General features: G+C 70.0%; 21 protein-coding genes. 14 read left to right on the top strand and 7 right to left on the bottom strand.

Going from position 1 to position 24125, the window contains the following annotated elements; genetic code table 11:
- Window positions 1-3: 3 nt before the first annotated feature.
- Window positions 4-651: a hypothetical protein gene (locus tag NQV15_RS17570; protein ID WP_232402244.1), complete on the top strand. Its 648-nt coding sequence runs from the start codon at window positions 4-6 to the stop codon at window positions 649-651.
- On the opposite strand, the gene metX is transcribed toward NQV15_RS17570, so the two are convergent.
- The 4 genes from metX to NQV15_RS17550 all read right to left on the bottom strand — a co-directional run bounded on the left by metX (window position 645) and on the right by NQV15_RS17550 (window position 5174).
- Complete coding sequence (gene metX / locus NQV15_RS17565) at window positions 645-1751, bottom strand: homoserine O-acetyltransferase MetX (protein WP_232402242.1); 1107 nt, start codon at window positions 1749-1751, stop codon at window positions 645-647. The two genes, NQV15_RS17570 and metX, sit on opposite strands and share 7 nt — an antisense overlap.
- Window positions 1748-3037, bottom strand: a complete 1290-nt coding sequence (locus NQV15_RS17560) for a bifunctional o-acetylhomoserine/o-acetylserine sulfhydrylase (protein ID WP_232402239.1) — start codon at window positions 3035-3037, stop codon at window positions 1748-1750. The genes metX and NQV15_RS17560 overlap by 4 nt, the downstream gene beginning before the upstream one ends.
- 259 nt (window positions 3038-3296) lie before the next feature.
- A complete protein-coding gene (locus NQV15_RS17555; protein ID WP_232402237.1) occupies window positions 3297-4616 on the bottom strand; it encodes an ATP-dependent 6-phosphofructokinase in 1320 nt (439 codons plus the stop codon).
- 48 nt (window positions 4617-4664) lie between these two features.
- Window positions 4665-5174, bottom strand: coding sequence for a PaaI family thioesterase (locus NQV15_RS17550; RefSeq protein ID WP_232402235.1), 510 nt, complete (start codon window positions 5172-5174; stop codon window positions 4665-4667).
- Between the two features lie 78 nt (window positions 5175-5252).
- Between NQV15_RS17550 and NQV15_RS17545 the strand changes: the two genes are divergently transcribed.
- Together NQV15_RS17545 and NQV15_RS17540 are read left to right on the top strand one after the other, a co-directional pair.
- Window positions 5253-5783 (top strand): SIMPL domain-containing protein, encoded by a 531-nt coding sequence (locus tag NQV15_RS17545; protein ID WP_232402234.1) that lies wholly within the window; start codon window positions 5253-5255, stop codon window positions 5781-5783.
- A gap of 33 nt (window positions 5784-5816) precedes the next feature.
- Window positions 5817-6950 carry an alpha/beta hydrolase gene (locus NQV15_RS17540; protein WP_232402231.1) on the top strand — a complete coding sequence of 378 codons (1134 nt, stop codon included), beginning with the start codon at window positions 5817-5819 and terminating at the stop codon, window positions 6948-6950.
- 4 nt (window positions 6951-6954) lie between these two features.
- Here NQV15_RS17540 and NQV15_RS17535 read toward each other — a convergent pair whose 3' ends face one another.
- Both NQV15_RS17535 and NQV15_RS17530 read right to left on the bottom strand, forming a co-directional pair.
- Window positions 6955-8523, bottom strand: coding sequence for a DUF3352 domain-containing protein (locus NQV15_RS17535; RefSeq protein ID WP_257125070.1), 1569 nt, complete (start codon window positions 8521-8523; stop codon window positions 6955-6957).
- A gap of 233 nt (window positions 8524-8756) precedes the next feature.
- Window positions 8757-9314, bottom strand: coding sequence for a PepSY domain-containing protein (locus tag NQV15_RS17530; RefSeq protein WP_232403774.1), 558 nt, complete (start codon window positions 9312-9314; stop codon window positions 8757-8759).
- A 117-nt stretch (window positions 9315-9431) separates the two neighbouring features.
- Between NQV15_RS17530 and NQV15_RS17525 the strand changes: the two genes are divergently transcribed.
- The 11 genes from NQV15_RS17525 to NQV15_RS17475 all read left to right on the top strand — a co-directional run bounded on the left by NQV15_RS17525 (window position 9432) and on the right by NQV15_RS17475 (window position 22972).
- The gene (locus NQV15_RS17525) at window positions 9432-10037 is read left to right on the top strand and encodes a TetR/AcrR family transcriptional regulator (protein ID WP_232403773.1); all 606 of its coding nucleotides are present in this window, start codon (window positions 9432-9434) and stop codon (window positions 10035-10037) included.
- Window positions 10034-10825, top strand: a complete 792-nt coding sequence (locus NQV15_RS17520) for a TIGR03084 family metal-binding protein (RefSeq protein WP_232403771.1) — start codon at window positions 10034-10036, stop codon at window positions 10823-10825. The genes NQV15_RS17525 and NQV15_RS17520 overlap by 4 nt, the downstream gene beginning before the upstream one ends.
- Window positions 10822-12627, top strand: a complete 1806-nt coding sequence (locus tag NQV15_RS17515) for an acyclic terpene utilization AtuA family protein (protein ID WP_232403768.1) — start codon at window positions 10822-10824, stop codon at window positions 12625-12627. Before NQV15_RS17520 ends, NQV15_RS17515 begins: the two co-directional genes overlap by 4 nt.
- The gene (locus NQV15_RS17510; RefSeq protein ID WP_257125069.1) at window positions 12624-13763 is read left to right on the top strand and encodes an acyl-CoA dehydrogenase family protein; all 1140 of its coding nucleotides are present in this window, start codon (window positions 12624-12626) and stop codon (window positions 13761-13763) included. The genes NQV15_RS17515 and NQV15_RS17510 overlap by 4 nt, the downstream gene beginning before the upstream one ends.
- A complete protein-coding gene (locus NQV15_RS17505) occupies window positions 13763-15358 on the top strand; it encodes an acyl-CoA carboxylase subunit beta (RefSeq protein WP_232403766.1) in 1596 nt (531 codons plus the stop codon). The genes NQV15_RS17510 and NQV15_RS17505 overlap by 1 nt, the downstream gene beginning before the upstream one ends.
- Entirely contained in the window at window positions 15355-17280 is a 1926-nt protein-coding gene (locus NQV15_RS17500; RefSeq protein WP_232403764.1) for an acetyl/propionyl/methylcrotonyl-CoA carboxylase subunit alpha, read from the top strand. The genes NQV15_RS17505 and NQV15_RS17500 overlap by 4 nt, the downstream gene beginning before the upstream one ends.
- On the top strand, window positions 17277-18440 hold the full coding sequence (locus tag NQV15_RS17495; protein ID WP_232403762.1) for an acyl-CoA dehydrogenase family protein: 1164 nt from the start codon (window positions 17277-17279) through the stop codon (window positions 18438-18440). Before NQV15_RS17500 ends, NQV15_RS17495 begins: the two co-directional genes overlap by 4 nt.
- Before the next feature lie 80 nt (window positions 18441-18520).
- Window positions 18521-19267, top strand: coding sequence for an enoyl-CoA hydratase-related protein (locus NQV15_RS17490; RefSeq protein WP_232403760.1), 747 nt, complete (start codon window positions 18521-18523; stop codon window positions 19265-19267).
- 108 nt (window positions 19268-19375) lie between these two features.
- A complete protein-coding gene (locus tag NQV15_RS17485; protein ID WP_232403758.1) occupies window positions 19376-20584 on the top strand; it encodes a carboxypeptidase-like regulatory domain-containing protein in 1209 nt (402 codons plus the stop codon).
- 139 nt (window positions 20585-20723) lie between these two features.
- The gene (locus NQV15_RS17480; RefSeq protein WP_232403757.1) at window positions 20724-22196 is read left to right on the top strand and encodes an ABC transporter substrate-binding protein/permease; all 1473 of its coding nucleotides are present in this window, start codon (window positions 20724-20726) and stop codon (window positions 22194-22196) included.
- A complete protein-coding gene (locus NQV15_RS17475) occupies window positions 22193-22972 on the top strand; it encodes an amino acid ABC transporter ATP-binding protein (RefSeq protein ID WP_232403754.1) in 780 nt (259 codons plus the stop codon). The genes NQV15_RS17480 and NQV15_RS17475 overlap by 4 nt, the downstream gene beginning before the upstream one ends.
- Window positions 22973-22979: 7 nt before the next feature.
- Here the strand turns inward: NQV15_RS17475 and NQV15_RS17470 are convergent, their stop codons facing one another.
- Window positions 22980-23855, bottom strand: a complete 876-nt coding sequence (locus NQV15_RS17470) for a hypothetical protein (protein WP_232403751.1) — start codon at window positions 23853-23855, stop codon at window positions 22980-22982.
- Window positions 23856-24125 lie beyond the last annotated feature (270 nt).

The raw sequence follows: 24125 nt of genomic DNA, 5'->3' as shown, positions 1-24125 counted from the left end.
CTCATGACTGACACCCCGCCCGATCCGTCCCAGCCGTCCGGGAGCACGCCGCCGCCGTACCCGGGTCCCACCTCGCCGCCCCCTCCGCCGCCGTATCCCGGCGCGTACCCGACCGGCGGCTACCCGGCCGCGTACCCGACCGGGCCCGGTGGGGCGCCGATGCAGCGACCGCCTGCTCCGGAGCAGCCGCCCTCGATGGCCCTGGCCGTCAAGCTGATGCTGATCGGTGCAGCGCTCAGCGTCGTCAGCCTGGTCTACAGCTTCACCACGCTCGACGGCCTCAAGGACCAGGTCACCGACCAGCTGCGTGAGAACGATCCCTATGTCAGCCAGTCGGTGATCGACGCGGCCTACGGCGTGTCGGTCGGACTCGCGGTCGTGTTCGGTCTGCTCGGTGCGTTCTTGTGGGTGTGGATGGCGTGGAAGAACGGCCAGGGGCGATCTTGGGCGCGGGTCGTCGCGACGGTGTTCGCGGGGCTCAACCTGCTGGGCCTGCTGTTCACGGTTGCGTCCAGCAGCACCGCCGAGCCGCTGTCGCTCGTGCTGTCCGTCCTCAGCGGGATCCTGGGCGTCGTGGTCCTCGTGCTGCTGTGGCGCAGGGAGTCCAGCGAGTTCTTCACTGCCGCGGAGGCGTCCCGCAGGCTCTACTGAAGAAGCTCGCGGGCCAGGGCTCCGACCTGGTCGAACTCGATCAGGAATCCGTCGTGTCCGAAGGCTGACTTGACCACGGCCAGCGGCCCGGCACCCGGGATGAGATCGGCCAGCTCGCGCTGCTGGTGCAGCGGGTAGAGCCGGTCGGAATCCACACCCGCGACGACCGTGCGGGCGGTGATGCGGGAAAGAGCAGCCTGCGTGCCGCCGCGTCCCCGGCCGATGTCGTGGCTGTCCATCGCCGAGGTCAGCACGACGTAGGACCCCGCGTCGAAGCGCCGCACCAGCTTGGCACCGTGGTGCTGAAGATAGGAGTCGACGGCCCACCGGCCGTCGTCCTGCTGGGTGCGGCCGAACCGCTCCTCGAGCTCGCTCTCGCTGCGGTAGGCGATGTGTGCGATGCGCCGGGCCAGGTCGAGCCCGGTCAGGGGGCCGTGCGGGCCGTCGTAGTAGTCGCCGCCGAACCAGGCCGGGTCGTTCTGGATCACGGCGACCTGCGTCCGCGACAGCGCGATCTGCTCGGCGCTCGCTGCAGCGGACGTCGCGAGCAGGAACAGCCGGTCGACGCGCTCGGGGTGCTCGACGGCCCACTCCAGGGCTCGCATGCCGCCGGCCGAGCCGCCGATGACACCGTGCCAGCGCTCGATGCCGAGCCGGTCGGCCAGCGCGACCTCGGCACGGACCTGGTCGCGCACCGTCAGCGCGGGAAAGGTGCTGCCCCACGGCAGGCCGTCCGGGTCCAGCGATGCCGGGCCCGTCGATCCCTGGCAGCCGCCCAGGATGTTGGCCGCGACGACGAAGAATCGGTCGGTGTCGATGGCGGCGCCGGGGCCGACGATCGTGTTCCACCAGCCTGGTGTCGGGTGACCCGGGCCGGCGTCGCCGGTGACGTGGCTGTCGCCGGTCAGGGCGTGCAGGATCAGCACGGCGTTCGAACCGTCGAACGTCCCCCACGTCTCGTACGCGAGGCGGACGTCCGGGAGCGTGCGACCCGACTCCAGCAGGACGTCACCGATGTCGGTGAACGTCCGGCGACCCGGCGGATCCCCCTCCCGCCACGCGCCGGTGACGAGAGAGGGATCGATGCTGGCTGAGGTCACTTGGCGGCGCGGAATCCCGCGTCGAGATCGGCCAGGATGTCGTCGATGCCCTCGATGCCGATCGCAAGGCGCACCAGGCCGGGGGTGACGCCGGTGGCGGCGTGCTCCTCGGGGGTGCCCTGCGAGTGGGTCGTGCTGGCGGGGTGGATCGCCAGGCTGCGGACGTCACCGATGTTCGCGACGTGGCTGAACAGCTCGAGCGAGTCGATGAACGCCTTGCCCGCCTCGACGCCGCCGGGCAGCTCGAAGGTCAGGACGGCGCCGGACCCCTTCGGGACGTACTTGTCGGCGAGGGCCTTGTACGGGCTGCTGGGCAGGCTGCCCCAGGTGACCTTCGCGACGTCCTCGCGGGCCTCCAACCACTCCGCGACGCGGCGGGTGTTCTCCACGTGGCGCTCCATGCGCAGGCTCAGCGTCTCCAGGCCCTGGGCCAGCAGGAAGGCGTTGAACGGTGCGATCGCGGGACCGACGTTGCGCAGGTACTGCACCCGCAGCTTGGCGATGTACGCCGCCGGTCCGAGGGCGTCGGTGAAGACCAGGCCGTGATAGCTGGCGTCCGGGGTCGTGAAGCCGGGGAACTTGTCGCCGTGCGCGGCGTAGTCGAACGTCCCGCCGTCGATGACGACACCCGCGACGGCGGTGCCGTGGCCACCGATGTACTTGGTCGCCGAGTGCACGACGGTGTTGACGCCGTGCTCGAGCGGGTTGAGCAGGTACGGGGTCGCGACGGTGTTGTCGACGATGAACGGCACGCCGACCTCCTGGGCGACGGTCGCGATGGCCTCGAGGTCGAGGATGTCGCCCTTCGGGTTGCCGATCGTCTCGCCAAAGAAGGCCTTGGTGTTGTCCTGGGCCGCGGCGCGCCAGGCGTCGGGGTTGTTGGAGTCCTCGACGAAGCTCACCGTGATGCCGAGCTTCGGGAAGGTGTGGCGCAGCAGGCTGTCGGTGCCGCCGTAGAGGCTGGCCGACGCAACGATGTGGTCACCGACCTCCGCGACATTGGTCAGCGCGCCGGTCGTGGCGGCCTGCCCCGAGGCGAACAGGAGCGCGCCGACGCCGCCCTCGAGCGCGGCGAGGCGCTGCTCGACGGTGTCCTGCGTCGGGTTCATGATGCGGGTGTAGATGTTGCCCGGCTCGGCCAGGCTGAACAGGTCGGCGGCGTGCTGGGTGTCGCGGAACTGGTACGACGTGGTCTGGTAGATCGGCAGCGCACGGGCTCCGGTGGCGGGGTCAGGGACCTGACCGGCGTGGATCTGCTTGGTCTCGAAGGACCACTGGTCGCTCATGGTGTCTCCCAAGGAGTCGAAAGTTCGTCCCCCCGAGCCTGCCATCATCTCGCGAATCGCACAGCCCGTCTCACCATGTGGGCCCCATGGCCCCTTGTTCCGTGGTGACGGTTTACCACGGTCCCTCCGGAAATCTCGTCCGCCCGGGGGAGATTTCCGTGGGGCGGACGGCATCTGCCGTGGGCGGACGTCCGACGGTGACGGTTTGCCGAGGGACCGTGGTAAACCGACGGTCCCGGCGGGACGCCGGAAGGACGGGTCAGCGCATCGCGAAGGGCTGCGCGGTCGACTCGAGGACCGAGAGCCACAGATCGCCGTCGGGGGAGACGCTGTGCGATCCGGACGTCACGAACGGGATCGGGACGTTGACGAACCGGTGCCGGCGGCGTCCGACGACCATGTCGGTGCGCCCGGCCATCGCGGCGTGCACCGCGGTCTGGGCCAGGCGCGCGCAGTAGACCGAGTCCGAGGCGTCCGCCGGCACCGAGCGGATCGCGTAGCCCGGGTTGAAGTAACGCATCGTGAGCGGCTGCGACCGGTTGGCGAAGTCCTTGCCGATCTCGTCGCGCAGGAAGCGCGCGATGTCGCCGAGGACCGCGTTGCCGCTGGCGTCCGTGCGGTCGTCGGCCGGAATCAGGTCCTGGCCGGCTCCCTCGGCCAGGACGATGACGGCACTGCCCTTGTCCTTGACCCGTTGGGCCAGCAGGTTCAGCAGACCGTTGTCACCGTCGAGGCTGAAGCCCACCTCGGGGATCAGCACGAAGTCGGCGTCGTGGTTGGCCAGCGCGGCGTAGCAGGCGATGAAGCCTGCGTGCCGCCCCATGACCTTGACGATGCCGACCCCGCCGACCGCGGCCTCGACCTCGACGCGGGCGGCCTTGATCGACTCCGCCGCCTTGGCGAACGCGGTCGAGAAGCCGAAGCTCTGTCCGATGTGCGGGATGTCGTTGTCGATCGTCTTGGGCACGCCCACGATGCCGATCTGCAGCCCTCGGGCGGCGATCTCCAGGCCGATGTTGTGCGCCCCGCGCATGGACCCGTCCCCGCCGATGACCAGGAGGATGTCGATGCCCAGCTCGACCAGGCGGTCGACGATGACCGACGGGTCCTGCGCTCCGCGCGACGAGCCCAGCACCGTGCCGCCGCGCTCGTTGATGCGGGCGACCGATGCGGGTGTCAGGGGCACCACGGCGTGGCCGTTCTCGGGGACGAGCCCGGCATATCCGTGCTGGAACCCGACGACGTCGCGGACCCCGTAGTGGGTGTTCAGCTCGAGCACGATCGCCCGGATGACGTCGTTGAGACCCGGGCACAGGCCGCCGCAGGTCACGACGCCGACCTTGGTCGTGGCGGGGTCGAAGAAGATCTTGCGGCGCGGCCCGCCGGACTCGAACGTCGGCAGCTCGTCAAGGGGGACACCACGCGCAGCGATCAGCTCGAGCGTGTCGTCGTAGAGCACCCGGTCGGTCTCGCCCACGTAGTACTCATTGGTCTCGCGCCCGCCGACGTAGAGCGCCAGCGGGCTGTCGATGGTGCTCGCGCCGAGCGAGCGGACCTGGAGATCGTCGAGTGTGACCACGCGTCGATGCTATCTGAGGATTTCCTCAGGTTTCAGGGGCTTCGCCGGTCAGCCGACCGGGAACACCAGGCAGGTCGACGTCGCGGTGGCGAGCAGGCGTCCCGAGGCGTCCTTGATGTCGGCCTCCACGAAGGCGGCCCGCGATCCCGGCTTGGTGACCCGGCCGGTGGCCACGACGCGTCCGGTGTCGACGGTGAGGCCGCGCAGGAAGCTGACGTTGAGGTCCAGCGAGGTGTAGGCGGTGCCGGCCGGCAGCGTCGACTGGACGGCGCACCCGCAGACCGAGTCGAGCAGCGTCGCGACGAAGCCGCCGTGCACCGAGCCGATCGGGTTGTAGTGCGACTCGTCCGGCGTCGCGGCCATCACGACCGTGCCGGCGGCCGCCTCCAGCATCTCCAGGTTGATGTGGCTCGAGATCGGGGGCGCCGGGATCTGCCCGTCCATCATCGCGTTCAGGTAGTCCAGGCCGCTCATCGTCAGCGCCTGGCCGGCCTGCGGGCGGGGGTCCTGCCACGTGATGGTCTTGCTGCGGGTCGCGTCGCCCTCGGCGTCGGTCATGCGTGGAGCCTCTCGTCAACGTGCTGGCACTGTAGTGAAACAGGTGCTGACCCCGGCCCCATGGGGCAGGATGTCGCCATGACGACGCTCGAGATCACCGTGCGCGGCTGCGCCGACCAGTACCACCCGGCCGAGCGCGCCATCGTGTCGATGACCGCCTCGGTCGACCTCGCTGATGCCGTGCAGGCCTGGACCGGCGACCAGGTGCGCGCGGTCGGCCACCACGGGGCGCAGGTCGAGGTGCGCGCGGAGTTCGACGACTTCGAGCGGTTGAACAAGTTCCTCGACCACTGGTCGGGCGTCGACGGGGTCGAGGTCAGCGGCGTGGAGTGGGACGTGTCCGTCACGACCCGGCGCCGGTACGAGTCCGAGGTGCGCAAGTCGGCCGTCGACGACGCGGTCGCCAAGGCCCAGGCCTACGCCGATGCCGTGCGCCGCGGGAGGGTGGTCCCCGTCGAGATCGCCGATCCCGGCATGCTCGCGGGCTCGTCGGCCCCGGCCGCCCCCGTCCTGGCCGCGTCCGGCGGGGGGCGTGATCGTCGGCCGGCCCGGGTGCCGGCCGAGATCGTGATCCGGGCCGAGATCGACGCCCGGTTCCGCGTCGACTGAGCGCTTTGGCATACCGCGGGTACGCTCGAAGACATGTGGCGGACCCGGGTGAGCCAGCGGCTGACGACACGTCGTGGTGACGCGCCGGTCCACCGGCGGCGGGAGCGGATCCAGCGACCCGGTCGGGGGCCCATGCGGGTCGCGTACGAGCAGGCGGTCGTCCACGAGGCCTTCAGCTTCAAGGCGCGGGTGCTGCAGCGGACGACACGCATCGTGTTCAAGCCGATCCTGATGTGGACACCGATCAACGAGCGGGCATTCCTCACGATCCAACGGCTCGACGCCCTGTCCGGCCGCCGCCGGCGCTCCCCGCACATCCAGTTCGAGGCCCGCGAGCTCGGCGGCGTCCGGGTCGAGTCGATGCGGCACGGCTACGGGCCCGACAGCGAGATGACGCTGCTCTACCTGCACGGGGGAGGCTTCTTCTCGGGCAGCATCGTGACCCATCGGCGCATCTGCGAGCGACTGGCGCTCAAGACCGGCGCCACGGTCATCTCGGTCGACTACGTGCAGCTGCCGGTCGGATCGGTGGCGGACTCGGTGCGCGACGCCATCACGGCGTACGCGGCGCTCGTCCAGGAGTCGCCGCACCCGGACAAGATCGTGGTGGCCGGCGACTCCGCCGGTGGCTACCTGGCGATGAAGGTCGCCGAGCTGGCCACCCGGCGCGGTCTGCCCGCGCCGGCGGCGATCCTGGGATTCTCCCCGCTGCTCAGCCTCGACCCGGAGCGGGAGGACAAGGCCGTGACCCGCATCATCCGTCCGCACGATGCGTACCTGCCGGCCAAGCGCCTGGCCAAGATCCGGGAGCAGTGGCTGCCCGAGGGGCCGGCGATCGAGGGATTCGCCTCCCCGCTGCACGCCAGCGCCTACATCCGCTCACCGACCTTCTTCGTGGTGGTCGAGGACGAGATCTTGCGGCCGGAGGCCGAGGCCATGGCCCTGCTGCTGTCCGATCGGGGCGTCGAGGTCGAGATCCACCTCTGGCGCAAGCAGGTCCACGCCTTCCCCGTGCTGGCCGACGTCCTGCCCGAGAGCGACATGGCCATACAGCTCGCGGCCGAGTTCGCCCGCCGTGCGGTGGGCGAGCTCGACCGCCAGCCGACGGTGGACCCGGACTCCCACACCGAGACGATCTCGGCGCAGGTGCCCGGACCCGCCGCCTGACCCCCTACTTGTCGAAGGCGATCCGCAGGCTCGTGAGCGGGCGGTCGTCCTTCTTGCTGACCGAGACACCCACGGCCGAGATGGCCTTGGCCTCCTTGATCCCGTCCCGGACGTCCTTGGGGGGATCGGCCTCGAGGATCTTGTCCAGAAGGGCGCCGACATTGACGTAGAGGCCGCCGGAGGCGGCGTCCCCGTCGGGGATGACGCTGCGGAAGACCTTGTCGTCACCGAGCTTGCCGTCGCCCTTCGTGATGGCGTCGGCAGCGTCCTGGTTCGTGGCCAGCACGGCACCGTCGTCGGTCGGGCTGGCGACCATCGGGACGCCCCCGTCGGCGGACAGGGTCGCCAGGCGCTGGACGAGGTCGAGTGCCTTGGCCGGGTCGGAGGTCAGCGACAGGGCGACGTCGAGGGTGCTCAGGTCCTCAGGCCCGGACATCTGCGGGATCGTCTCGAGATTCTTCGCGCCGAGCGCCAGCGTGAGGTTGTCACCGAACAGCGTGCCGAGGTCCTCCGGAAGCTGCAGGCCACTGGACTGCTCGAGCTGCTCGATCCAGCGGCGGGGGTCGAAGCTCCCGAAGCCGCCGGGCGCCGTGGGGGGCTCGACCGGCGAGATCTGCGGCAACGGCGAGGACGGCGCGTCGGGCGCGTCGGGCGCGTCGGGCGTGACCCGGGCGACCGGTGGGACCGGAGTGGCCGCCACCGGCAGCTGCTTGTCCAGCTCCTGCATCAGGGTGTCGTATCCCTCGGTGACCTGGTCCCCGACGCCGCTGACCGACAGGGCGACGAGGGTGTCAGCCGGCAGATCGGCCAGGCCGCGGACCTTCGAGCTGGTCTTCTGCTCCGGACCACCCAGCACCGCGAGCTCGACGGCGGAGCCGTCCACCCGCAGCGTCATGGCGGCCGATCCGGCCTCGGCGAGCTCGGCGGCCTGCGATCCGCCGGACTCGACGAACTCGGGCAGCTTCGCGATGGCCTCGAGATCCATCCACGAGGACACGACGCCCTGGTCGCCGAGCTGCTCGAAGTCCTTGACGAAGTCCTTGTCGTCGCCCAAGGGGGCCTTCTCGGTGGCCTTGACCGCCGCGTCGACCTCGGCCTGCTTGGGAGCCAGGATCGCGTAGCCGTCCAGGTAGGCGATGCCATAGGTGTCGTCCGCGCACGCGAACAGCTTCTTGATCCCCTGGCGGGAGGCCTTCTCGTCGGTGGTCTGGACGGCGATCAGGAAGCTCCCGTCCTCCACGTCCAGGCCCACGCCGATGCGTTCGCCGAGCCACGGCTCGACGTCGTCGTCGTAGTCCAGGCCGTCGCACTCCTTGGACAGGACCTGCTTGAACACCAGCTCGCGGATGTCCTGGTCGTCGCTCTTGATGCCGAGCTCGTCGGCGACGTCGGGGAACTCGCGGACCAGCTTGAACAGGTCCATCTTCTGGCTCGCCGAGGGGTCCAGGTCCAGGCGCAGGTACGCGTCGGTCGATGCCGGCAGGACGTCATGGGGCTGCGGGCCGCCGCCGTCGAGCCGGTCGTAGACCGCATAGGCGCCGTAACCGCCGCCGAGCAGGACGGCCGCCGCCACGACGCCGACGAAGCCCTTCTTGGCGCCGCTGCCCGAGGAGGGGGGAGCCGGAGGTCCCGGGGGTGCAGGGGGGGCCGGGGGCGGCGGGGGTGGCGGGTGCGGCCGCCGGCACCGGTGGTGCCGGCGGCGGAGGCGGGGGAGGAACGGGAGTCTGGTCGGCCATGACGATCCTTCGAACGCGGTCTGAGCAGGCCAGATACTAACGGATGCGACCACCTGTCTTTTCGGAAATGTCAGCGATCGATCCGGACGACCTTGAAGTCCGCGTCCAGCTCGACGGTCACGTCCTCGCCGCTGGGCGTCCGCACCTCCACCTCGTACACGTGGTCGGCGTCGTCACTGCCCTCGGTGGAGAGGACCTCGCCGCCGCCGGTCGCCTTCAGGGCGGCGTCCTTCGCGCGGATCGCCGTCTTGCCCAGCAGTCCTCGGTCGTCATCGGGCGCGACGGTGGACGGCGAGGCTGACGGCTTGGCCGACGGCGTGGTGCTCGGGGCCGGTGTCGCCAGGTCGGAGGCCGTGGGAGGGCGGTTGGTGACCTTGAAGTTCTCGTCGAGCTGCACCTCGATGTCGATGCCGTCCGGCAGCTCCACCTCGACCTCGTATGCGTAGTCGTCGTCCCCGTCGCCGCGATCGGTCTCGGTCGCCTTTCCTGCGCCGACGTACTTGAGCGCCGCAGCCTCGGCCTTCTCGCGGTCGGCCGACGAGATCTTGTCGTCGTCGTCGCTGCCGCAGGCGCTGGCGGTCAGGATCAGGACGAGGGAGGCGGCGATGGCGGTCAGAGACGTGCGCATGATGGCTCCTGCTGGAGGTCGGATCGTGCCGTGCCCTCCAGTGAACCAGAGGTGTCCGAACGTCCGAAACAAACAATCAGGCTTGACTGTTTGTGGAATGGACCCCATGCTGGAGCCATGACGGAGACCGCGAGCCGCATCCCGCAGGGGGAGCGCAGCCGCGCCATGCGGCTGCGGCTGCTCGAGGCGACGGTCGACTGCCTCGTCGAGCTCGGCTGGTCCGGCACGACCACGACCGTGGTGAGCCAGCGGGCCGGCGTCAGCCGCGGCGCCCAGCTGCACCACTTCCCGAGCAAGCAGGCACTGGTGGTCGCTGCCGTCGAGCATCTCGCCGAGCGGCGCCGCGACGAGCTGCGTCGCCGGGCGGAGGGCCTGCCCGAGCAGGACCGGATCCGGGGCGTCCTCGAGCTCCTGGCCGGTCAGTTCGTCTCGCCGGTGTTCTTCGCCGCGCTCGAGCTGTGGGTCGCGGCGCGCACGGACGCCGAGCTGCGCGAGCTGGTCGGACCGCTCGAGCGGCGGATCGGTCGCGAGACCCACGCCTACGCCGTCGAGCTGCTCGGCATCGACGAGGCACGCGGCGACAACCGTCAGCTCGTGCAGGCCACGCTCGACCTCGTCCGCGGGCTGGGCCTCGCCGCCTCGCTGACCGATGACGCCAAGCGGCGCGAAGCGGTGCTGGACTCCTGGGCCGAGGTCCTCGGCCGCGAGCTGGTGATTTCATGAGCACGCTGGACCAGGTGCTGTCGGACCTGACCGCCGAGAGTCTCCAGCTCGACCAGTGGGTCGCGGGGCTGACCGAGGCTGGGTGGTCGACCGTCACGACGCCCGAGGGCTGGACCGTGACCGACCAGATCGCCCATCTGCACTGGACCGACACCGCGTCGCTGTCAGCGATCCGCGAGCCGGCGGCATTCGGCGCGATGCTGACGGCAGCGGCCAGTGATGCCGACGGGTTCATCGACGCCCAGACCGCCGACATCGCGCTGATCCCCCCGGCCGATCTGCTCCTGCTGTGGCGGGACGGTCGGGTCGAGCTGGACGCGGCCCTGCGCGAGGTGCCGGACGGGGAGAAGATCCCGTGGTTCGGCCCACCCATGAGCCCTGCCTCAATGGCCACGGCCCGGATCATGGAGACCTGGGCGCACGGGCACGACGTCGGCGAGGCGCTCGGCATCACGATCGCGCCGACGGCCCGCACCCGTCACGTGTGCCACATCGGCGTCCGCGCCCGGCGTTACTCCTATCTGGTCCGCGGCGAGCAGGATCCGGGTGTAGAGATCCGGGTCGAGCTGACCGGCCCCGACGGCGAGCTGTGGGCCTGGGGGCCCGAGGACGCCGCCGAGCGCGTCACCGGTTCCGGCCAGGACTTCGCACTGCTGGCGACCCGCCGCCGTCACCTCGACGACGTCGACGTCCGCGCGCAGGGCCCGCACGCCCAGCACTGGCTCACGATCGTCCAGGCGTTCGCGGGACAACCCGGCGCCGATCCCGTCCGGCTGACCGACCGATGAGCGCGATCCGGGTCGGCAACTGCTCCGGCTACTACGGCGACCGGTTCTCGGCGATGCGCGAGATGCTCGAAGGCGGGCCGCTGGACTACCTGACCGGCGACTACCTGGCCGAGCTGACGATGCTGATCCTCGGCCGCGACCGCATGAAGGACGAGTCGCTCGGCTATGCCAAGACCTTCGCCCGCCAGATGGGCGAGTCGATGGCCCTGGCCAAGGAGCGCGGCGTCAAGATCGTCGCCAACGCCGGCGGACTGAACCCGGCGGCGCTGGCCGAGAAGCTGCGCGAGATCGCCGGGTCGCAGGGGCTCGACCTGACGGTCGCCCACGTCGAGGGCGATGACCTGCGCGACCGGGCCGCCGATCTGGCCGCCCAGGTCGGTTCCACGGGAAACATCCTGACCGCCAATGCGTACCTGGGCGCCTTCGGCATCGCCGCCGCCCTGACCGCTGGCGCCGATGTCGTCGTGACCGGCCGGGTCACCGACGCCTCGGTCGTCGTGGGCCCGGCGATCGCCCACTTCGGCTGGGACCGCGACGACCTGGACCGGCTGGCCGGCGCCGTCGTGGCCGGGCACGTCATCGAGTGCGGCACGCAGGCCACCGGCGGCAACTTCGCCGGCTTCGGCGAGCTGGACCTGTCGGCGCCACTGGGCTTCCCGATCGCCGAGATCGCCGAGGACGGCTCGGTCGTCATCACCAAGCACGAGGGCACCGGCGGAGCCGTCACGGTCGACACCGTCACCGCGCAGCTGGTCTACGAGATCGGCTCGCCCCTGTATCTCGGCCCGGACGTCTCGACCCGGCTCGACACGATGTCGCTCGTCCAGGACGGCCCCGACCGGGTCGCGATCTCCGGCGTCGTGGGCGAGGCCCCGCCGGCGACCACCAAGGTGTGCCTCAACGAGATCGGCGGCTTCCGCAACAGCGTCGAGTTCCTGCTCACGGGCCTGGACATCGCCGAGAAGGCCGCGCTCGTGGAGCATCAGATGGAGGCCGCACTCAGCGCCGGCACCCGTCCGGACAGCGTCGAGTGGCACCTGGACCGCACCGATGTGGCCGATCCGGCCACCCAGGCGCAGGCGACGTCCCTGCTGCGCCTGCACGTCAAGAGCGCCCAGCCCGAGCCCGTCGGCCGGGCGTTCAGCGATGCGGCGATCCAGCTCGCGCTGGCGTCGTATCCCGGGTTCAGCGTCTCGCGCCCGCCGGCGGCTGCGACCCCCTTCGGCATCTACCGCCCTGCATACGTCCCCCAGACCGACGTCCCGCACATCGTCGTCCACCCCGACGGCCGCCGCGAACCCATCCCCCCACCCGCGAGTGGCGCAATCGCACCCGCGAGTGGCGCAAAAACGGACGACACGCCGTCTCAGAATGCCCAGACTGCGCCAGTCGCGGGTGCGATTGCGCCACTCGGGGAGTGGGCGGCCGAGACCGTCCGCGCGCCGCTGGGACGCCTCGCGCTCGCCCGGTCCGGCGACAAGGGCGGCGACGCCAACATCGGCGTCTGGATCCCGGCCGACCACCCGGCACGCGACGACGCCTACGCCTGGCTCGTGAGCCTCCTCGACGCGCCGACGATCCGCGAGCTGCTGCCCGAGGCGGCGGCGCTCGACCTCCAGATCAGCCCGCTGCCCAACCTGCGGGCCGTCAACATCGTGATCCACGGGCTGCTCGGGGACGGAGTCGCCTCGTCGACCCGTCTCGATCCCCAGGCCAAGGGTCTGGGCGAGTGGCTCCGGGCTCGCGACTGCGCCATCCCATCTGTCCTGTTACCCACCCCGATTGCCGAGGCATCTTTGTGAACGTCTGGAACACCCCCGAGCGCAAGGCGCTCCGCGACATGGTCACCTCGTTCACCGAGAAGGAGATCGCGCCGCACCTGCCCGACTGGGAGGACGCCGGGATGCTCCCGCGCGAGCTGCACCAGAAGACCGCCGAGGTTGGCGTGCTGGGCATCGGGTTCAGCGAGGAGGTCGGCGGCTCGGGCGGCGACATCATTGATGCCACGGTCATGACCGAGGCCGTCCTGTCCGCCGGCGGCTCCTCCGGCCTGCTGGCCAGCCTGTTCACCCACGGCATCGCCGTCCCGCACATCGTCGACAGCGGCAACACCGACCTGATCGAGCGCTACGTGCGGCCGACGCTGGCCGGCGAGAAGATCGGCTCGCTCGGCATCACCGAGCCCGGCGGCGGGTCGGACGTCTCGCGCATCACGACCCGCGCGGTCCGTGACGGCGACGACTTCATCGTCAACGGCGCAAAGACGTTCATCACCTCCGGCGTGCGGTCCGACTTCGTCACGACCGCGGTGCGCACCGGCGGCGACGGCTTCGGCGGCATCAGCCTGCTGGTCATCGACAAGGGCCTGCCGGGATTCACAGTGTCCAAGCCGCTGCGCAAGATGGGCTGGCACTGCTCGGACACCGCCGAGCTGACGTTCGACGACGTCCGGGTGCCGGCCACCAACATCGTCGGCGAGATCGACGGCGGGTTCCCGCTGATCGTCAACCAGTTCGTCAACGAGCGGGTCAGCCTCGCGACCCAGGGCTACGCCACCGCGCAGCGCGCGCTCGACCTCGCCGTCGAGTACGCCCGCCAGCGCGAGACGTTCGGCAAGCCGCTCATCACCCGCCAGGTCATCCGCCACAAGCTGGTCGAGATGCACAGCCGCACCGCGGCCGCGCGGGCCGTGACCCGCGAGGCCGTCGAGAAGGCCGCAGCCGGCGAGAGCCCGCTGCTCGAGGCCGTCGTGGCCAAGAACGTGTCGGTCGCCGCGTGCGAGTGGGTCGTCTCCGAGGCCGTCCAGATCTTCGGCGGCATGGGCTACATGCGCGAGTCCGAGGTCGAGCGCCACTACCGCGACGCCCGCATCCTCGGCATCGGCGGTGGCGCCACCGAGGTCATGACCGACCTGGCCTCGAAACTGCTGGGCTACTGATGACGGCCCGGTCCGGTGTCGACACGACATCCGAGAGCTATCTGGCGAACCGTGAGCACATGCTCGAACGGGTCGCCGATCTCGCGGTGCAGCACCGGGCCGCGGTCGACGCCGGTGGTGAGCGCGCGATCGAGCGCCACCACCGGCGCGGCAAGCTGACCGCCCGCGAGCGGGTCGAGCTGCTGATCGACGCCGACTCGCCCTTCCTCGAGCTGTCCCCGCTGGCCGGGTGGGGCACGAAGTTCGCCGTCGGTGCGTCCGTCGTGACCGGCATCGGTGTCGTCGAGGGCGTCGAGTGCATGATCATCGCGAACGACCCGACGGTGCGGGGCGGCTCGACCAATCCGAGCACGCTGCGCAAGGTCCGGCGGTCGGCGCAGATCGCCGCCGAGTGCGGGCTGCCGACGATCAACCTGGTCGAGTCCGGCGGGGCCGACCTGCCGACGCAGAAGGACATCTTCATCCCCGGCGGCGCGTCGTTCCGCGACATCACCCGCGCCAGTGCCGACCGGCGTCCGACCATCGCCCTGGTGTTCGGCAACTCCACGGCCGGCGGGGCGTACGTCCCCGGGATGAGCGACTACGTCGTGATGGTCAAGGAGGGCGCCAAGGTGTTCCTCGGCGGCCCGCCGCTGGTCAAGATGGCCACGGGCGAGGAGTCCGACGACGAGTCGCTCGGCGGCGCCGAGATGCACGCCCGCCGCTCCGGACTGGCCGACTACCTCGCCGTCGACGAGCGCGACGCGATCCGCATCGGACGATCGATCGTCAAGAATCTCAACTGGCGCAAGGCCGGCATGACGCCCGAGCCGACGTACGCCGAGCCCGTGCACGATCCCGACGAGCTGCTCGGGATCATCCCCTCGGATCTCAAGATCCCCTTCGACCCCCGCGAGGTCATCGCCCGGATCGTGGACGGCAGCGACTTCGACGAGTTCAAGCCGCTGTACGGCTCGTCGCTGGTGACCGGCTTCGCCCGGTTGCACGGGCACCCGATCGGCATCCTGGCCAATGCGCAGGGCGTGCTGTTCAGCGAGGAGGCGCAGAAGGCTGCGCAGTTCATCCAGCTGGCCAACCAGATCGACACGCCGCTGCTGTTCCTGCACAACACGACCGGCTACATGGTCGGCGCCGAGTACGAGCAGGGCGGCATCATCAAGCACGGCGCACAGATGATCAACGCCGTCTCGAACTCGACCGTCCCGCACCTGTCGGTCGTGATGGGCGCCTCCTACGGTGCTGGCCACTACGGGATGAGCGGACGCGCGTACGACCCACGGTTCATGTTCAGCTGGCCGAATGCCAAGTCGGCGGTGATGGGGCCGGCGCAGCTGGCCGGGGTCATGTCGATCGTCGCCCGCGGGGCTGCCGAGGCCAAGGGCGTGCCGTACGACGAAGAGGGGGATGCGGCGATGCGGGCCATGGTCGCGGAGCAGATCGAGAAGGAGTCGCTGGCGTACTTCACCTCCGGGATGCTCTACGACGACGGCGTCATCGACCCGCGCGACACCCGCACGGTCCTGGGCATCTGCCTCAGCGCCATCAACAACCGCCCGGTCAAGGGCGCAGAGGGTTTCGGGGTGTTCCGACTGTGATCACAAGTGTTCTCGTCGCCAACCGGGGTGAGATCGCCCGGCGGGTGTTCGGCACGTGCCGCGATCTGGGCATCTCGACCGTCGCGGTCTTCTCCGACGCCGATGCCGGTGCGCCCTTCGTCCGGGAGGCCGATGTCGCCGTCCGGCTGCCCGGGTCCGCACCGTCCGAGACCTACCTGCGCGGCGACCTGGTCATCGCCGCCGCGCTGTCGGCCGGAGCGGACGCCGTCCACCCGGGCTACGGATTCCTGTCCGAGAACGCGCAGTTCGCCCGGGACGTCGTCGCCGCCGGGCTGACGTGGATCGGCCCGTCGCCGGAGACGATCGATGCCATGGGCTCCAAGATCCGCGCCAAGGAGCTCATGGCCGCCGCCGGGGTGCCGATCCTGTCGGTGGACGCCGCGGCGGCGACCGCCGACGACTACCCCCTGCTGGTCAAGGCATCGGCCGGAGGCGGCGGACGCGGCATGCGCGTCGTCCACGACCCCGCCGATCTCGACGACGAGCTGGCCAGGGCCGGCGCCGAGGCGCTCTCGGCGTTCGGGGACGAGACGGTGTTCGTCGAGCCGTACCTGCCGACCGCCCGGCACATCGAGGTCCAGGTCATGGCCGACACCCACGGCACCTGCTGGATCGTCGGCGACCGGGACTGCTCGATCCAGCGCCGGCACCAGAAGGTCGTCGAGGAGGCCCCTGCGCCGGACGTCAGCGATGCCGTCCGCGGGGTGCTGCACGATGCGGCGCGGGCCGCGGTCAAGGCGGTCGGCTACGTCGGCGCCGGGACCGTGGAGTTCCTGGTCGCCGATGCCCACCTGGACGCCGGACGGGTCTTCTTCCTGGAGATGAACACCAGGCTGCAGGTCGAGCACCCGGTCACCGAGGCGGTCTTCGGGGTCGATCTCGTTGCGGCACAGATCGCGGTGGCTGAAGGGGCCGAGCTGGGCCAGGAGCCTGCCGGCCCGCACGGTCACGCGATCGAGGTGCGGCTGTACGCCGAGGACCCGGCCGACTGCTGGCAGCCGCAGACCGGCACGGTGCGCACGTTCGAGGTGCCCTCCGGGCCGGGGCTGCGGGTCGACTCCGCGGTCGAGTCCGGCTCGGTCGTCGGCATCCACTACGACGCCATGATCGCCAAGATCGTGGCGCACGGGGGCGACCGGCGGGCAGCGCTGCGGCGCCTCCAGGGAGCGCTGCGGCGCACACGCATCCACGGCGTCTCGACCAACCTGGACTTCCTGCGCTCGATCCTGGCCGACGAGGAGTTCGCGGCCGCCCGGGTCCACACGGCGCTGCTCGACCAGCGGCTGGAGGCGTGGACGGCACCGTCGCTCGACGACGGCATGGTCCGTCGGGCCGCACTGGCGGCGGCGCTCGCCGAGGCGTCCGCGGCATCGGCCGGGGCGCGGGTGCTGAGCCGGGTGCCGGCGGCCTATCGCAACGTCCCCAGCCAGCCGCGCACCAGGACGTACGAGCCGGATCTGGTCGTGTCGTACTCCGCCGGCTTCGTGCAGCACGACCTGGACGACGTCTCGGTCGTGAGCGCGAGCCCGACGCAGGTCGTGCTCGACGTCGGCGGGGTCACCGAGACCTACTGTGTCGCGATCGGCGGGGGGTGGGTCGACGTCGACGGTCCTCACGGATCGATCGATCTCGTGCCGGTCCCCGACTTCGTCGACCCGGCATCGGCCGTCGTCGAGGGATCCCTGCTGGCCCCCATGCCGGCGTCCGTCGTCAGCGTGGCGGTCGCCGATGGCCAGCAGGTCGCCGAAGGGGACGTCATCGTCGTCCTCGAGGCGATGAAGATGCAGCACACGATCACCGCAACCGCCGACGGAATCGTCCGGGAGCTGACGGTCACCGCCGGCTCGCAGGTCGAGTCCGGAACCGTCCTCGCCATCATCGAACCAGGAGAAACCACATGACCATCGCCTTCACCGAGTCCGATGAGCGGGTGGCGCTGCGCGCCTCCGTCGCCGCACTGGGCGCCAAGTACGGCCGCGACTACTTCGAGCAGGCCGCCAAGGCCGGCAAGAAGACCACCGAGCTGTGGCAGGAGGCCGGCCGCAACGGCTTCCTGGGCGTCGCGATCCCCGAGGAGTACGGCGGAGGCGGCGGCGACATCGGCGACCTGGCCGCGGTGTGCGAGGAGCTCGCGGCGGCCGGCAGCCCGCTGCTGCTGATGGTGGTGTCGCCGGCGATCGTCGGCACGATCATCGCCCAGTACGGCAGCGACGAGCAGAAGCAGGCGCTGCTGCCCGGCCTGGCCGACGGCACCTCGACCTTCGCCTTCTCGATCACCGAGCCGGATGCCGGGTCGAACTCGCACAACATCATCACCACCGCGTACCGCGAGGCCGACGGCTGGCGCCTGACCGGCACCAAGACGTACATCTCGGGCGTCGACGAGGCCAGCCACGTCCTGGTCGTCGCGCGCACCGAGGACGCGCGCACCGGCAAGCTCAAGCCGGCCCTGTTCCTGATCCCCACGGACTCCGAGGGCTTCACGTACCAGGAGATCGAGATGGGCATCATCTCCCCGGAGAAGCAGTTCACGCTGTTCTTCGACGACGTGCGGGTGCCCGCGGACGCCCTGATCGGCGGCGAGGGCGCCGGCATCGAGCAGCTGTTCGCCGGCCTCAACCCCGAACGCATCATGGCCTCGTCCTTCGCGCTGGGGACGGCCCGCCTGGCGCTGGCCAAGGCGTCGGAGTACGCCAAGGAGCGCAAGGTCTGGGACACGCCGATCGGCGCGCACCAGGCCATCTCGCACCCGCTGGCGCAGTCGTACATCGAGATCGAGATGGCTCGCCTGATGACGCAGAAGGCCGCCGCGCTGTACGCGGCCGGCGACGTCATGCGCGCCGCCGAGGCTGCCAACATGGCCAAGTACGCCGCCGGCGAGGCGGTCTGCAACGCCGTGGACCGCGCGATCCAGACCCACGGCGGCAACGGCCTGGCCAACGAGTACGGTCTCGTGCAGATGCTGGCCGGCTCGCGCCTGTCGCGCATCGCCCCGGTCAGCCGGGAGATGGCGCTGAACTTCGTGGCGCAGTTCTCCCTGGGCCTGCCCAAGTCCTACTAAAGCCCCGCTGGCCCTGACGTTTTGACCGAAACACCCCGGCGTGTCGTGTCAGAACGTCAGGGCCATCGACAAGGAGTGCCATGACCGAGCTCGTCCACCTCGAGGTCGCCGACGACGTCGCGACGATCACGCTCGACAGCGAGCGCAACCGCAATGCGCTGAGCAAGCAGCTGGTGTCCGAGCTGTCGGCCCACCTGGCGGCCGCGGACGCCGACCCGGGGGCGCGCGCCATCCTGGTCCGTTCGGCCGGACGGGTGTTCTGCTCGGGAGCCGACCTGTCGGAGGCGGCCGAGGGCAGCATGGTCGAGGGCGCCAAGGGCCTGATCGCGCTGCAGCGGCAGATCGCGACGGCCGCCAAGCCGGTCGTGGTCGAGCTCGCCGGTCCTGTGCGGGCCGGCGGGCTCGGCATCGTCGGCGCGGCCGACCTGGTCATCGCGGCCGAGTCGGTGACCTTCGCGCTGACCGAGGTGCGGCTCGCGCTGGCGCCGGCCGTCATCTCGGCGACGCTGCTGCCCCGGCTGACCGACCGCGCGGCGAGCGATCTGTTCCTCACCGCGCGCACGTTCGACGCGGCCGAGGCCACCGCCATCGGCCTGGTCACGCGGGTCGTGCCCGACGCCGAGCTGCAGGCCGAGGTCGCCCGTGCCCTGGGCGAGCTGGTCAAGGGTTACCCGCAAGGGCTGCGCGAGACCAAGAAGCTGCTCAACCAGGACGTCGTGGCCCGCCTCGACGCCCTCGGGCCCGCCCTCGCCGAGCTGTCGGGTGAGCTGTTCGGCAGCGACGAGGCCCGCGCCGCGATGACGGCCTTCCTGAACCGCAGGAACTAGCGGCCTCCGCTGCCGTGAACCTTTGTCCCATTCGACAGTGAAAGACCGTCTCACTGCGGTAACTTCAGGGGATTCTAGCCACACCCAGTTACCTAGGAGAAAACCAAGATGAAGTTGACCTCCATGCGCAGGGTCGGTGCGCTCGTCGCCACCATGGCCCTCGCGTCCGGCGCGCTCGCCGCGACCGCCACCTCCGCGCACGCCGTGCCGGGCCCGACCGGAGTCGTGACCGGAACCGTCCTGAACCCCGCCGGAGCGGCCGTGCCCGGGGCCTACGTGTCGTTCCGCAAGGGGGGCGACACCCCAGAGGCTGGCGATGACTTCAACCAGTACGCGTACGTCGAGGACAATGGCACCTTCACCCAGGCGCTTCCGCCGGGTACCTATTCGGTCAACGTCTACGACGACTGCGAAATATACGAGGGCGTCAGCACCACGATCGCTGTCGCGGCCAACGTGGAGCAGGGCCTGAACCCGCAGTTCACCACACAGGTATCCCCCCTCCCGACCTCGATCTGCGCGCGGGTCTACCCCGAGGTCACCGGCGTCGCACAGGTCGGCAAGCCGCTGGCAGTCAGCTCGGGTACGTACGCCCAGGCGGTCACCTCGGTCACCTACCAGTGGCGCACAGGGTACGGCGACCAGGGCATCATCCCGGGAGCCACCAGCCCCACGTACGTGCCCACGGCCAACGAGCTCGGAAACATCTTCGCCGAGGTGAAGGTCACCAGCGCGACTGACTCCCGCTCGTACGAGGCGTATCCCGAAGACTCGGTCAAGCGCGGCGACTATCTGTTCCGGAGCCAGCCCAAGGTCCTTGGTCTCCCGGTCCTCGGCAAGACCATCGCAGCCTCGCCCGGTTCGGTTGCTCCCGGTGCCAGCGTCTCGTACCAGTGGTTCAGCAACGGAAAGGCCCTGGCCGGCCAGACCGCTCGCACCCACCGCGTCTCGAAGGCGGACTACCAGAAGAAGCTGTCGGCGGTCATCACCTACAAGACGTACGGCTACGGGACGATCACTCGCACCGTCAAGGCGCCGTTCGCCGCCAAGAAGAAGGCCAAGCTGTCGGCGAAGGTCACTACCGGCAAGAAGCAGGCCACCTTCACGATCAAGATCTCGCCCAGCGCCAGCAAGAAGGCGAAGGGCAAGATCACGATCAGTGAGAACGGCAAGACCCTCAAGCGGGTCTCGGTCAAGTCCGGCACCGTCAAGGTGAAGGTCTCGAAGCTCAAGAAGGGCAAGCACAAGCTGACGGTGGTCTACGAAGGCAAGAAGAACGCTGCAGGCACCAGCAAGACGGTGCGCATCAAGAAGTAAGACGTGCACCGGTGACGGGCCCCGGGACGCTGGTCGTCCCGGGGCCCTGATGCGCGTCCGGATGGTGGACGCCTGGGGCGCGGGGTGCGGGACGACCCCCACCGCCGTAGCGTCGGACCACACACACGAGAGGGTCCCGATGCGGCGCGTGCTGAAGGTGCTGGCACTCCTGCTGGTGACCCTTGTCGTGGTGCCGGCGGGGTCGGCGGTCGCCGCGGAGGACAACCGCCCCCTCGTCCGCGTCGGGACGGAGGGCACGTACCCGCCGTTCTCGTTCCACGAGTCGGGCAGCAACAAGCTCACCGGGTACGACGTCGAGGTCATCAAGGCCGTCGCGAAGAAGGCGGGATGGCGGCTGAAGTTCGTCGAGACCACATTCGACGCGATCTTCGCCGCCCTGGACGCCGACCGCATCGACGTCATCGCCAACCAGGTCACCGACAACCCCGAGCGCGAGGCGCGGTACGGGCTGTCGGACACCTACACGTACTCGCGTGGCGTCATCGTGGTGAAGACCGGCACCAAGGGCATCACGAAGCTGTCGGACCTCAAGGGCAAGACGACCGCGCAGTCGCTGACCACCAACTACGCCGAGCTGGCCCGCAAGGCCGGGGCGAAGGTCGAGGGCGTCGAGGGATTCGCCCAGGCGGCGGCGCTCGTGGTGCAGGGACGGGTCGACGCCCTGATCAACGACAACCTGGCGGCGCTGGACTACCTCAACACCACGGGCTCGGACGACATCGAGATCGTCGGCACCGCCGGCGACGAGGTCAGCCAGCAGAAGCTGGTCTTCCGCAAGGACGAGCGCCAGCTGCTCAAGCAGGCCGATGACGCCATCGCGGCGCTCAAGGCGGACGGGACGCTGGCCAAGATCTCCCAGAAGTACTTCAAGATCGACGTGTCGGTGCAGAACTCCGGCCAGGCCGATCTGTCCGGTGGCCGGGCCACCCGCAGCGACGCCGACATCATCAAGGACGCCGCCTGGCCGATGTTCCGCGCGCTGCTGATCGCCACGATCCCGATCACGATCATCAGCTTCGCACTGGGCCTGGTGCTGGCGGTGGCGGCGGCCCTGGCCAACATCTCCGGCAGCCGGATCCTCAGCGCGATCGCCCGCGTCTACATCTCGGTCATCCGCGGCACCCCGCTGCTGGTGCAGCTGTTCATCGTCTTCTACGGCCTGCCCGAGCTGGGCCTCGACCTGCCGCCGTGGCCGTCCGCGGTGCTGGCGCTGAGCCTGAACGTCGGCGGGTACGCCGCCGAGATCGTCCGTTCGGCGATCCTCTCGGTGCCCAAGGGGCAGTTCGAGGCGGCGGCGACGATTGGGATGGGCTACTGGCAGGCGCTGCGCCGGATCGTGTTCCCGCAGGCCGCCCGCACCGCCGTCCCGCCGCTGTCGAACACGCTGATCTCCCTGCTCAAGGACACCTCGCTGCTGTCGGTCGTGCTGGTCACCGAGCTGTTCCGCGAGGCCCAGATCGCCGCATCGGCGGCGCAGACCTTCTTCCCGCTGTACCTGACGGCCGCGTTGTACTACTGGGTCGTCTGCGCCCTGCTGGCTGCCGGTCAGCGCAGGATCGAGACCCGACTGGACAGGTTCGTGGCCAGATGACCGACCCCACCGCACCCCTCGTCGACGTCCGCGGGCTCGAGAAGGCCTTCGGCGACAACCACGTCCTGCGCGGCATCGACTTCACCGTCGACGCGGGCACCACGACGGTCCTGCTCGGCCCGTCCGGCTCCGGCAAGACCACGATCCTTCGCTCGCTGAATGTGCTGGAGACGCCGGACTCCGGCACCGTGCGCATCGGTGACGTCGAGGTCGACTTCGCGACCCTCCCGGCGCGCGGCAAGGCGGCCCGCGAGCAGACGGCGCGGCTGCGGGCGCAGAGCGGGATGGTCTTCCAGTCGCACAACCTGTTCCCGCACAAGACGGTGCTGGAGAACGTCATCGAGGGGCCCGTCCAGGTGCAGAAGCGTCCCCGCGAGGAGGCGATCGCCGACGCCCTCGAGCTGCTGGACCAGGTCGGCCTCATCGAGAAGGCCGGTCAGCATCCCTTCCAGCTGTCCGGCGGGCAGCAGCAGCGGGTCGGCATCGCCCGCGCGCTGGCGCTCAAGCCCAAGGTCGTCCTGTTCGACGAGCCCACGTCGGCGCTGGACCCGGAGCTGGTCGGCGAGGTCCTCTCGGTCATCAAGGACCTGGCCAGCGAGGGCTGGACGACGATCATCGTCACGCACGAGATCCGCTTCGCCGAGCAGGTCGCCGATCAGGCCTTGTTCCTGGACGGCGGGGTCGTCGTCGAGCGGGGCACCTGCGCCCAGGTCATCGGGGACCCGCAGGAGGAGCGCACGCGTCAGTTCCTGCGGCGGATCCTCGACGCGGGCTGAGCTTCCCTCACCGGGGCGCGGGCGCCACCTTGTAGGGCCGCAGGCACGCCATCTTCGGCAGGCCCAGGATCAATCGGGACCCGGGGTCGCCGACGTTGGAGACCGTCAGCGGCAGGTTCGGGTCGATCCTCTCGGACGTGGCTCGCGACGGCTCGTCGAAGCCTCCCCCGCGGGTCTTGGTCCCCGCCATGAGCAGCCGGCCCGGCTGAGCCACCGTGTACGCGGCGGCGTCCACCCGGGAGGCCGTCGACACCCCCAGCTTGAGGTTGAACCGGACGCATCCGTACCCGGCAGGGTTGAAGACCGCGGTCGATGCGCCGGGCAGTGCGTACGAGACGCTCCACCGCTCATTGGTGCGCGATCCCACGGGTTCCTTGTCGGCCCGCGCGAGCCCCGGCGTGCTGGCGGCGGCGTCGTAGAACCTCGACAGGCTGACCCACTCGTAGACCCGGATGTAGAAGGTCTTGGTCTTGGCGCGACGTCCGCTGCCGGCCTTCTTCACGATCTGGATCTTGTACCTCCCCGCGTGGCCCTTGCTGGGCGCGAACCGCTTGGTGAAGTAGCCGCCCTTGCCGATCTTGGCCGAGCCCAGGAACGTGCGCTTGCGCGCCTGGGTGTTCATGTTGGTCACGTAGATGGCGACCTTCTTGCCCTTGACCTTGCCGCCCTTGACCTTGCCGCGGATCGTCGTGCGGGTGTTGACCGGGGCATGGCGCGAGGAGAGGTCCAGGCTGGTGTCGTTGTACTTCTTCTGCGTTCCGGTCGGCTTGGGGCTCAGCGACACCGAGAAGCTCTTCTTGCCCGACTTCTTGGCCGCCTCAGCAGGACTGACCAGCCCGAGGACCACGACAGACGCGATGAGAAGGACGAGGGTCTTTCGCACGAGAAACAACTCCTTAGGACTTAAGTCCCGACGGACTGAGGGACCAGTCCCGGCAGATAGGGCCCGGACGTCATCCTGACCCAGGACTTAGGTCTGTGTAAACAGGCGTCCGGCGCATGACGTCGGTGCGGGTAGAACGTCCTGGTCTTCCACGGTAGGCACGATGTCCGAAGGACGCGACCGCAGTCGGGGCCGGAGAGACGTGACGCGCGGCCTCATCCGCCTGCGGAATATTTTCGGCAGGCAATAGACTTGTGAGTTCTCCCAGAA

Source organism: Aeromicrobium wangtongii (genome assembly GCF_024584515.1).
In the GTDB taxonomy this organism is placed as follows: Bacteria; Actinomycetota; Actinomycetes; order Propionibacteriales; family Nocardioidaceae; genus Aeromicrobium; species Aeromicrobium wangtongii.
The sequence above is the reverse complement of the archived record's forward strand: the minus strand, read 5'-3'. Positions and strand labels throughout refer to the sequence as shown.

Bases quoted from the DNA above. Each gene is read 5' to 3' on its own strand.
- NQV15_RS17570 (WP_232402244.1), top strand. From the start codon at position 4: ATGACTGACACCCCGCCCGATCCGTCCCAGCCGTCCGGGAGCACGCCG.
- NQV15_RS17515 (WP_232403768.1), top strand. From the start codon at position 10,822: ATGAGCGCGATCCGGGTCGGCAACTGCTCCGGCTACTACGGCGACCGG.
- NQV15_RS17505 (WP_232403766.1), top strand. From the start codon at position 13,763: ATGACGGCCCGGTCCGGTGTCGACACGACATCCGAGAGCTATCTGGCG.
- NQV15_RS17480 (WP_232403757.1), top strand. From the start codon at position 20,724: ATGCGGCGCGTGCTGAAGGTGCTGGCACTCCTGCTGGTGACCCTTGTC.
- NQV15_RS17540 (WP_232402231.1), top strand. From the start codon at position 5,817: ATGTGGCGGACCCGGGTGAGCCAGCGGCTGACGACACGTCGTGGTGAC.
- NQV15_RS17550 (WP_232402235.1), bottom strand. From the start codon at position 5,174: ATGACCGACGCCGAGGGCGACGCGACCCGCAGCAAGACCATCACGTGG.
- NQV15_RS17560 (WP_232402239.1), bottom strand. From the start codon at position 3,037: ATGAGCGACCAGTGGTCCTTCGAGACCAAGCAGATCCACGCCGGTCAG.
- NQV15_RS17525 (WP_232403773.1), top strand. From the start codon at position 9,432: ATGACGGAGACCGCGAGCCGCATCCCGCAGGGGGAGCGCAGCCGCGCC.
- NQV15_RS17495 (WP_232403762.1), top strand. From the start codon at position 17,277: ATGACCATCGCCTTCACCGAGTCCGATGAGCGGGTGGCGCTGCGCGCC.
- NQV15_RS17530 (WP_232403774.1), bottom strand. From the start codon at position 9,314: ATGCGCACGTCTCTGACCGCCATCGCCGCCTCCCTCGTCCTGATCCTG.
- NQV15_RS17545 (WP_232402234.1), top strand. From the start codon at position 5,253: ATGACGACGCTCGAGATCACCGTGCGCGGCTGCGCCGACCAGTACCAC.
- NQV15_RS17520 (WP_232403771.1), top strand. From the start codon at position 10,034: ATGAGCACGCTGGACCAGGTGCTGTCGGACCTGACCGCCGAGAGTCTC.
- NQV15_RS17485 (WP_232403758.1), top strand. From the start codon at position 19,376: ATGAAGTTGACCTCCATGCGCAGGGTCGGTGCGCTCGTCGCCACCATG.
- NQV15_RS17475 (WP_232403754.1), top strand. From the start codon at position 22,193: ATGACCGACCCCACCGCACCCCTCGTCGACGTCCGCGGGCTCGAGAAG.
- NQV15_RS17490 (WP_232403760.1), top strand. From the start codon at position 18,521: ATGACCGAGCTCGTCCACCTCGAGGTCGCCGACGACGTCGCGACGATC.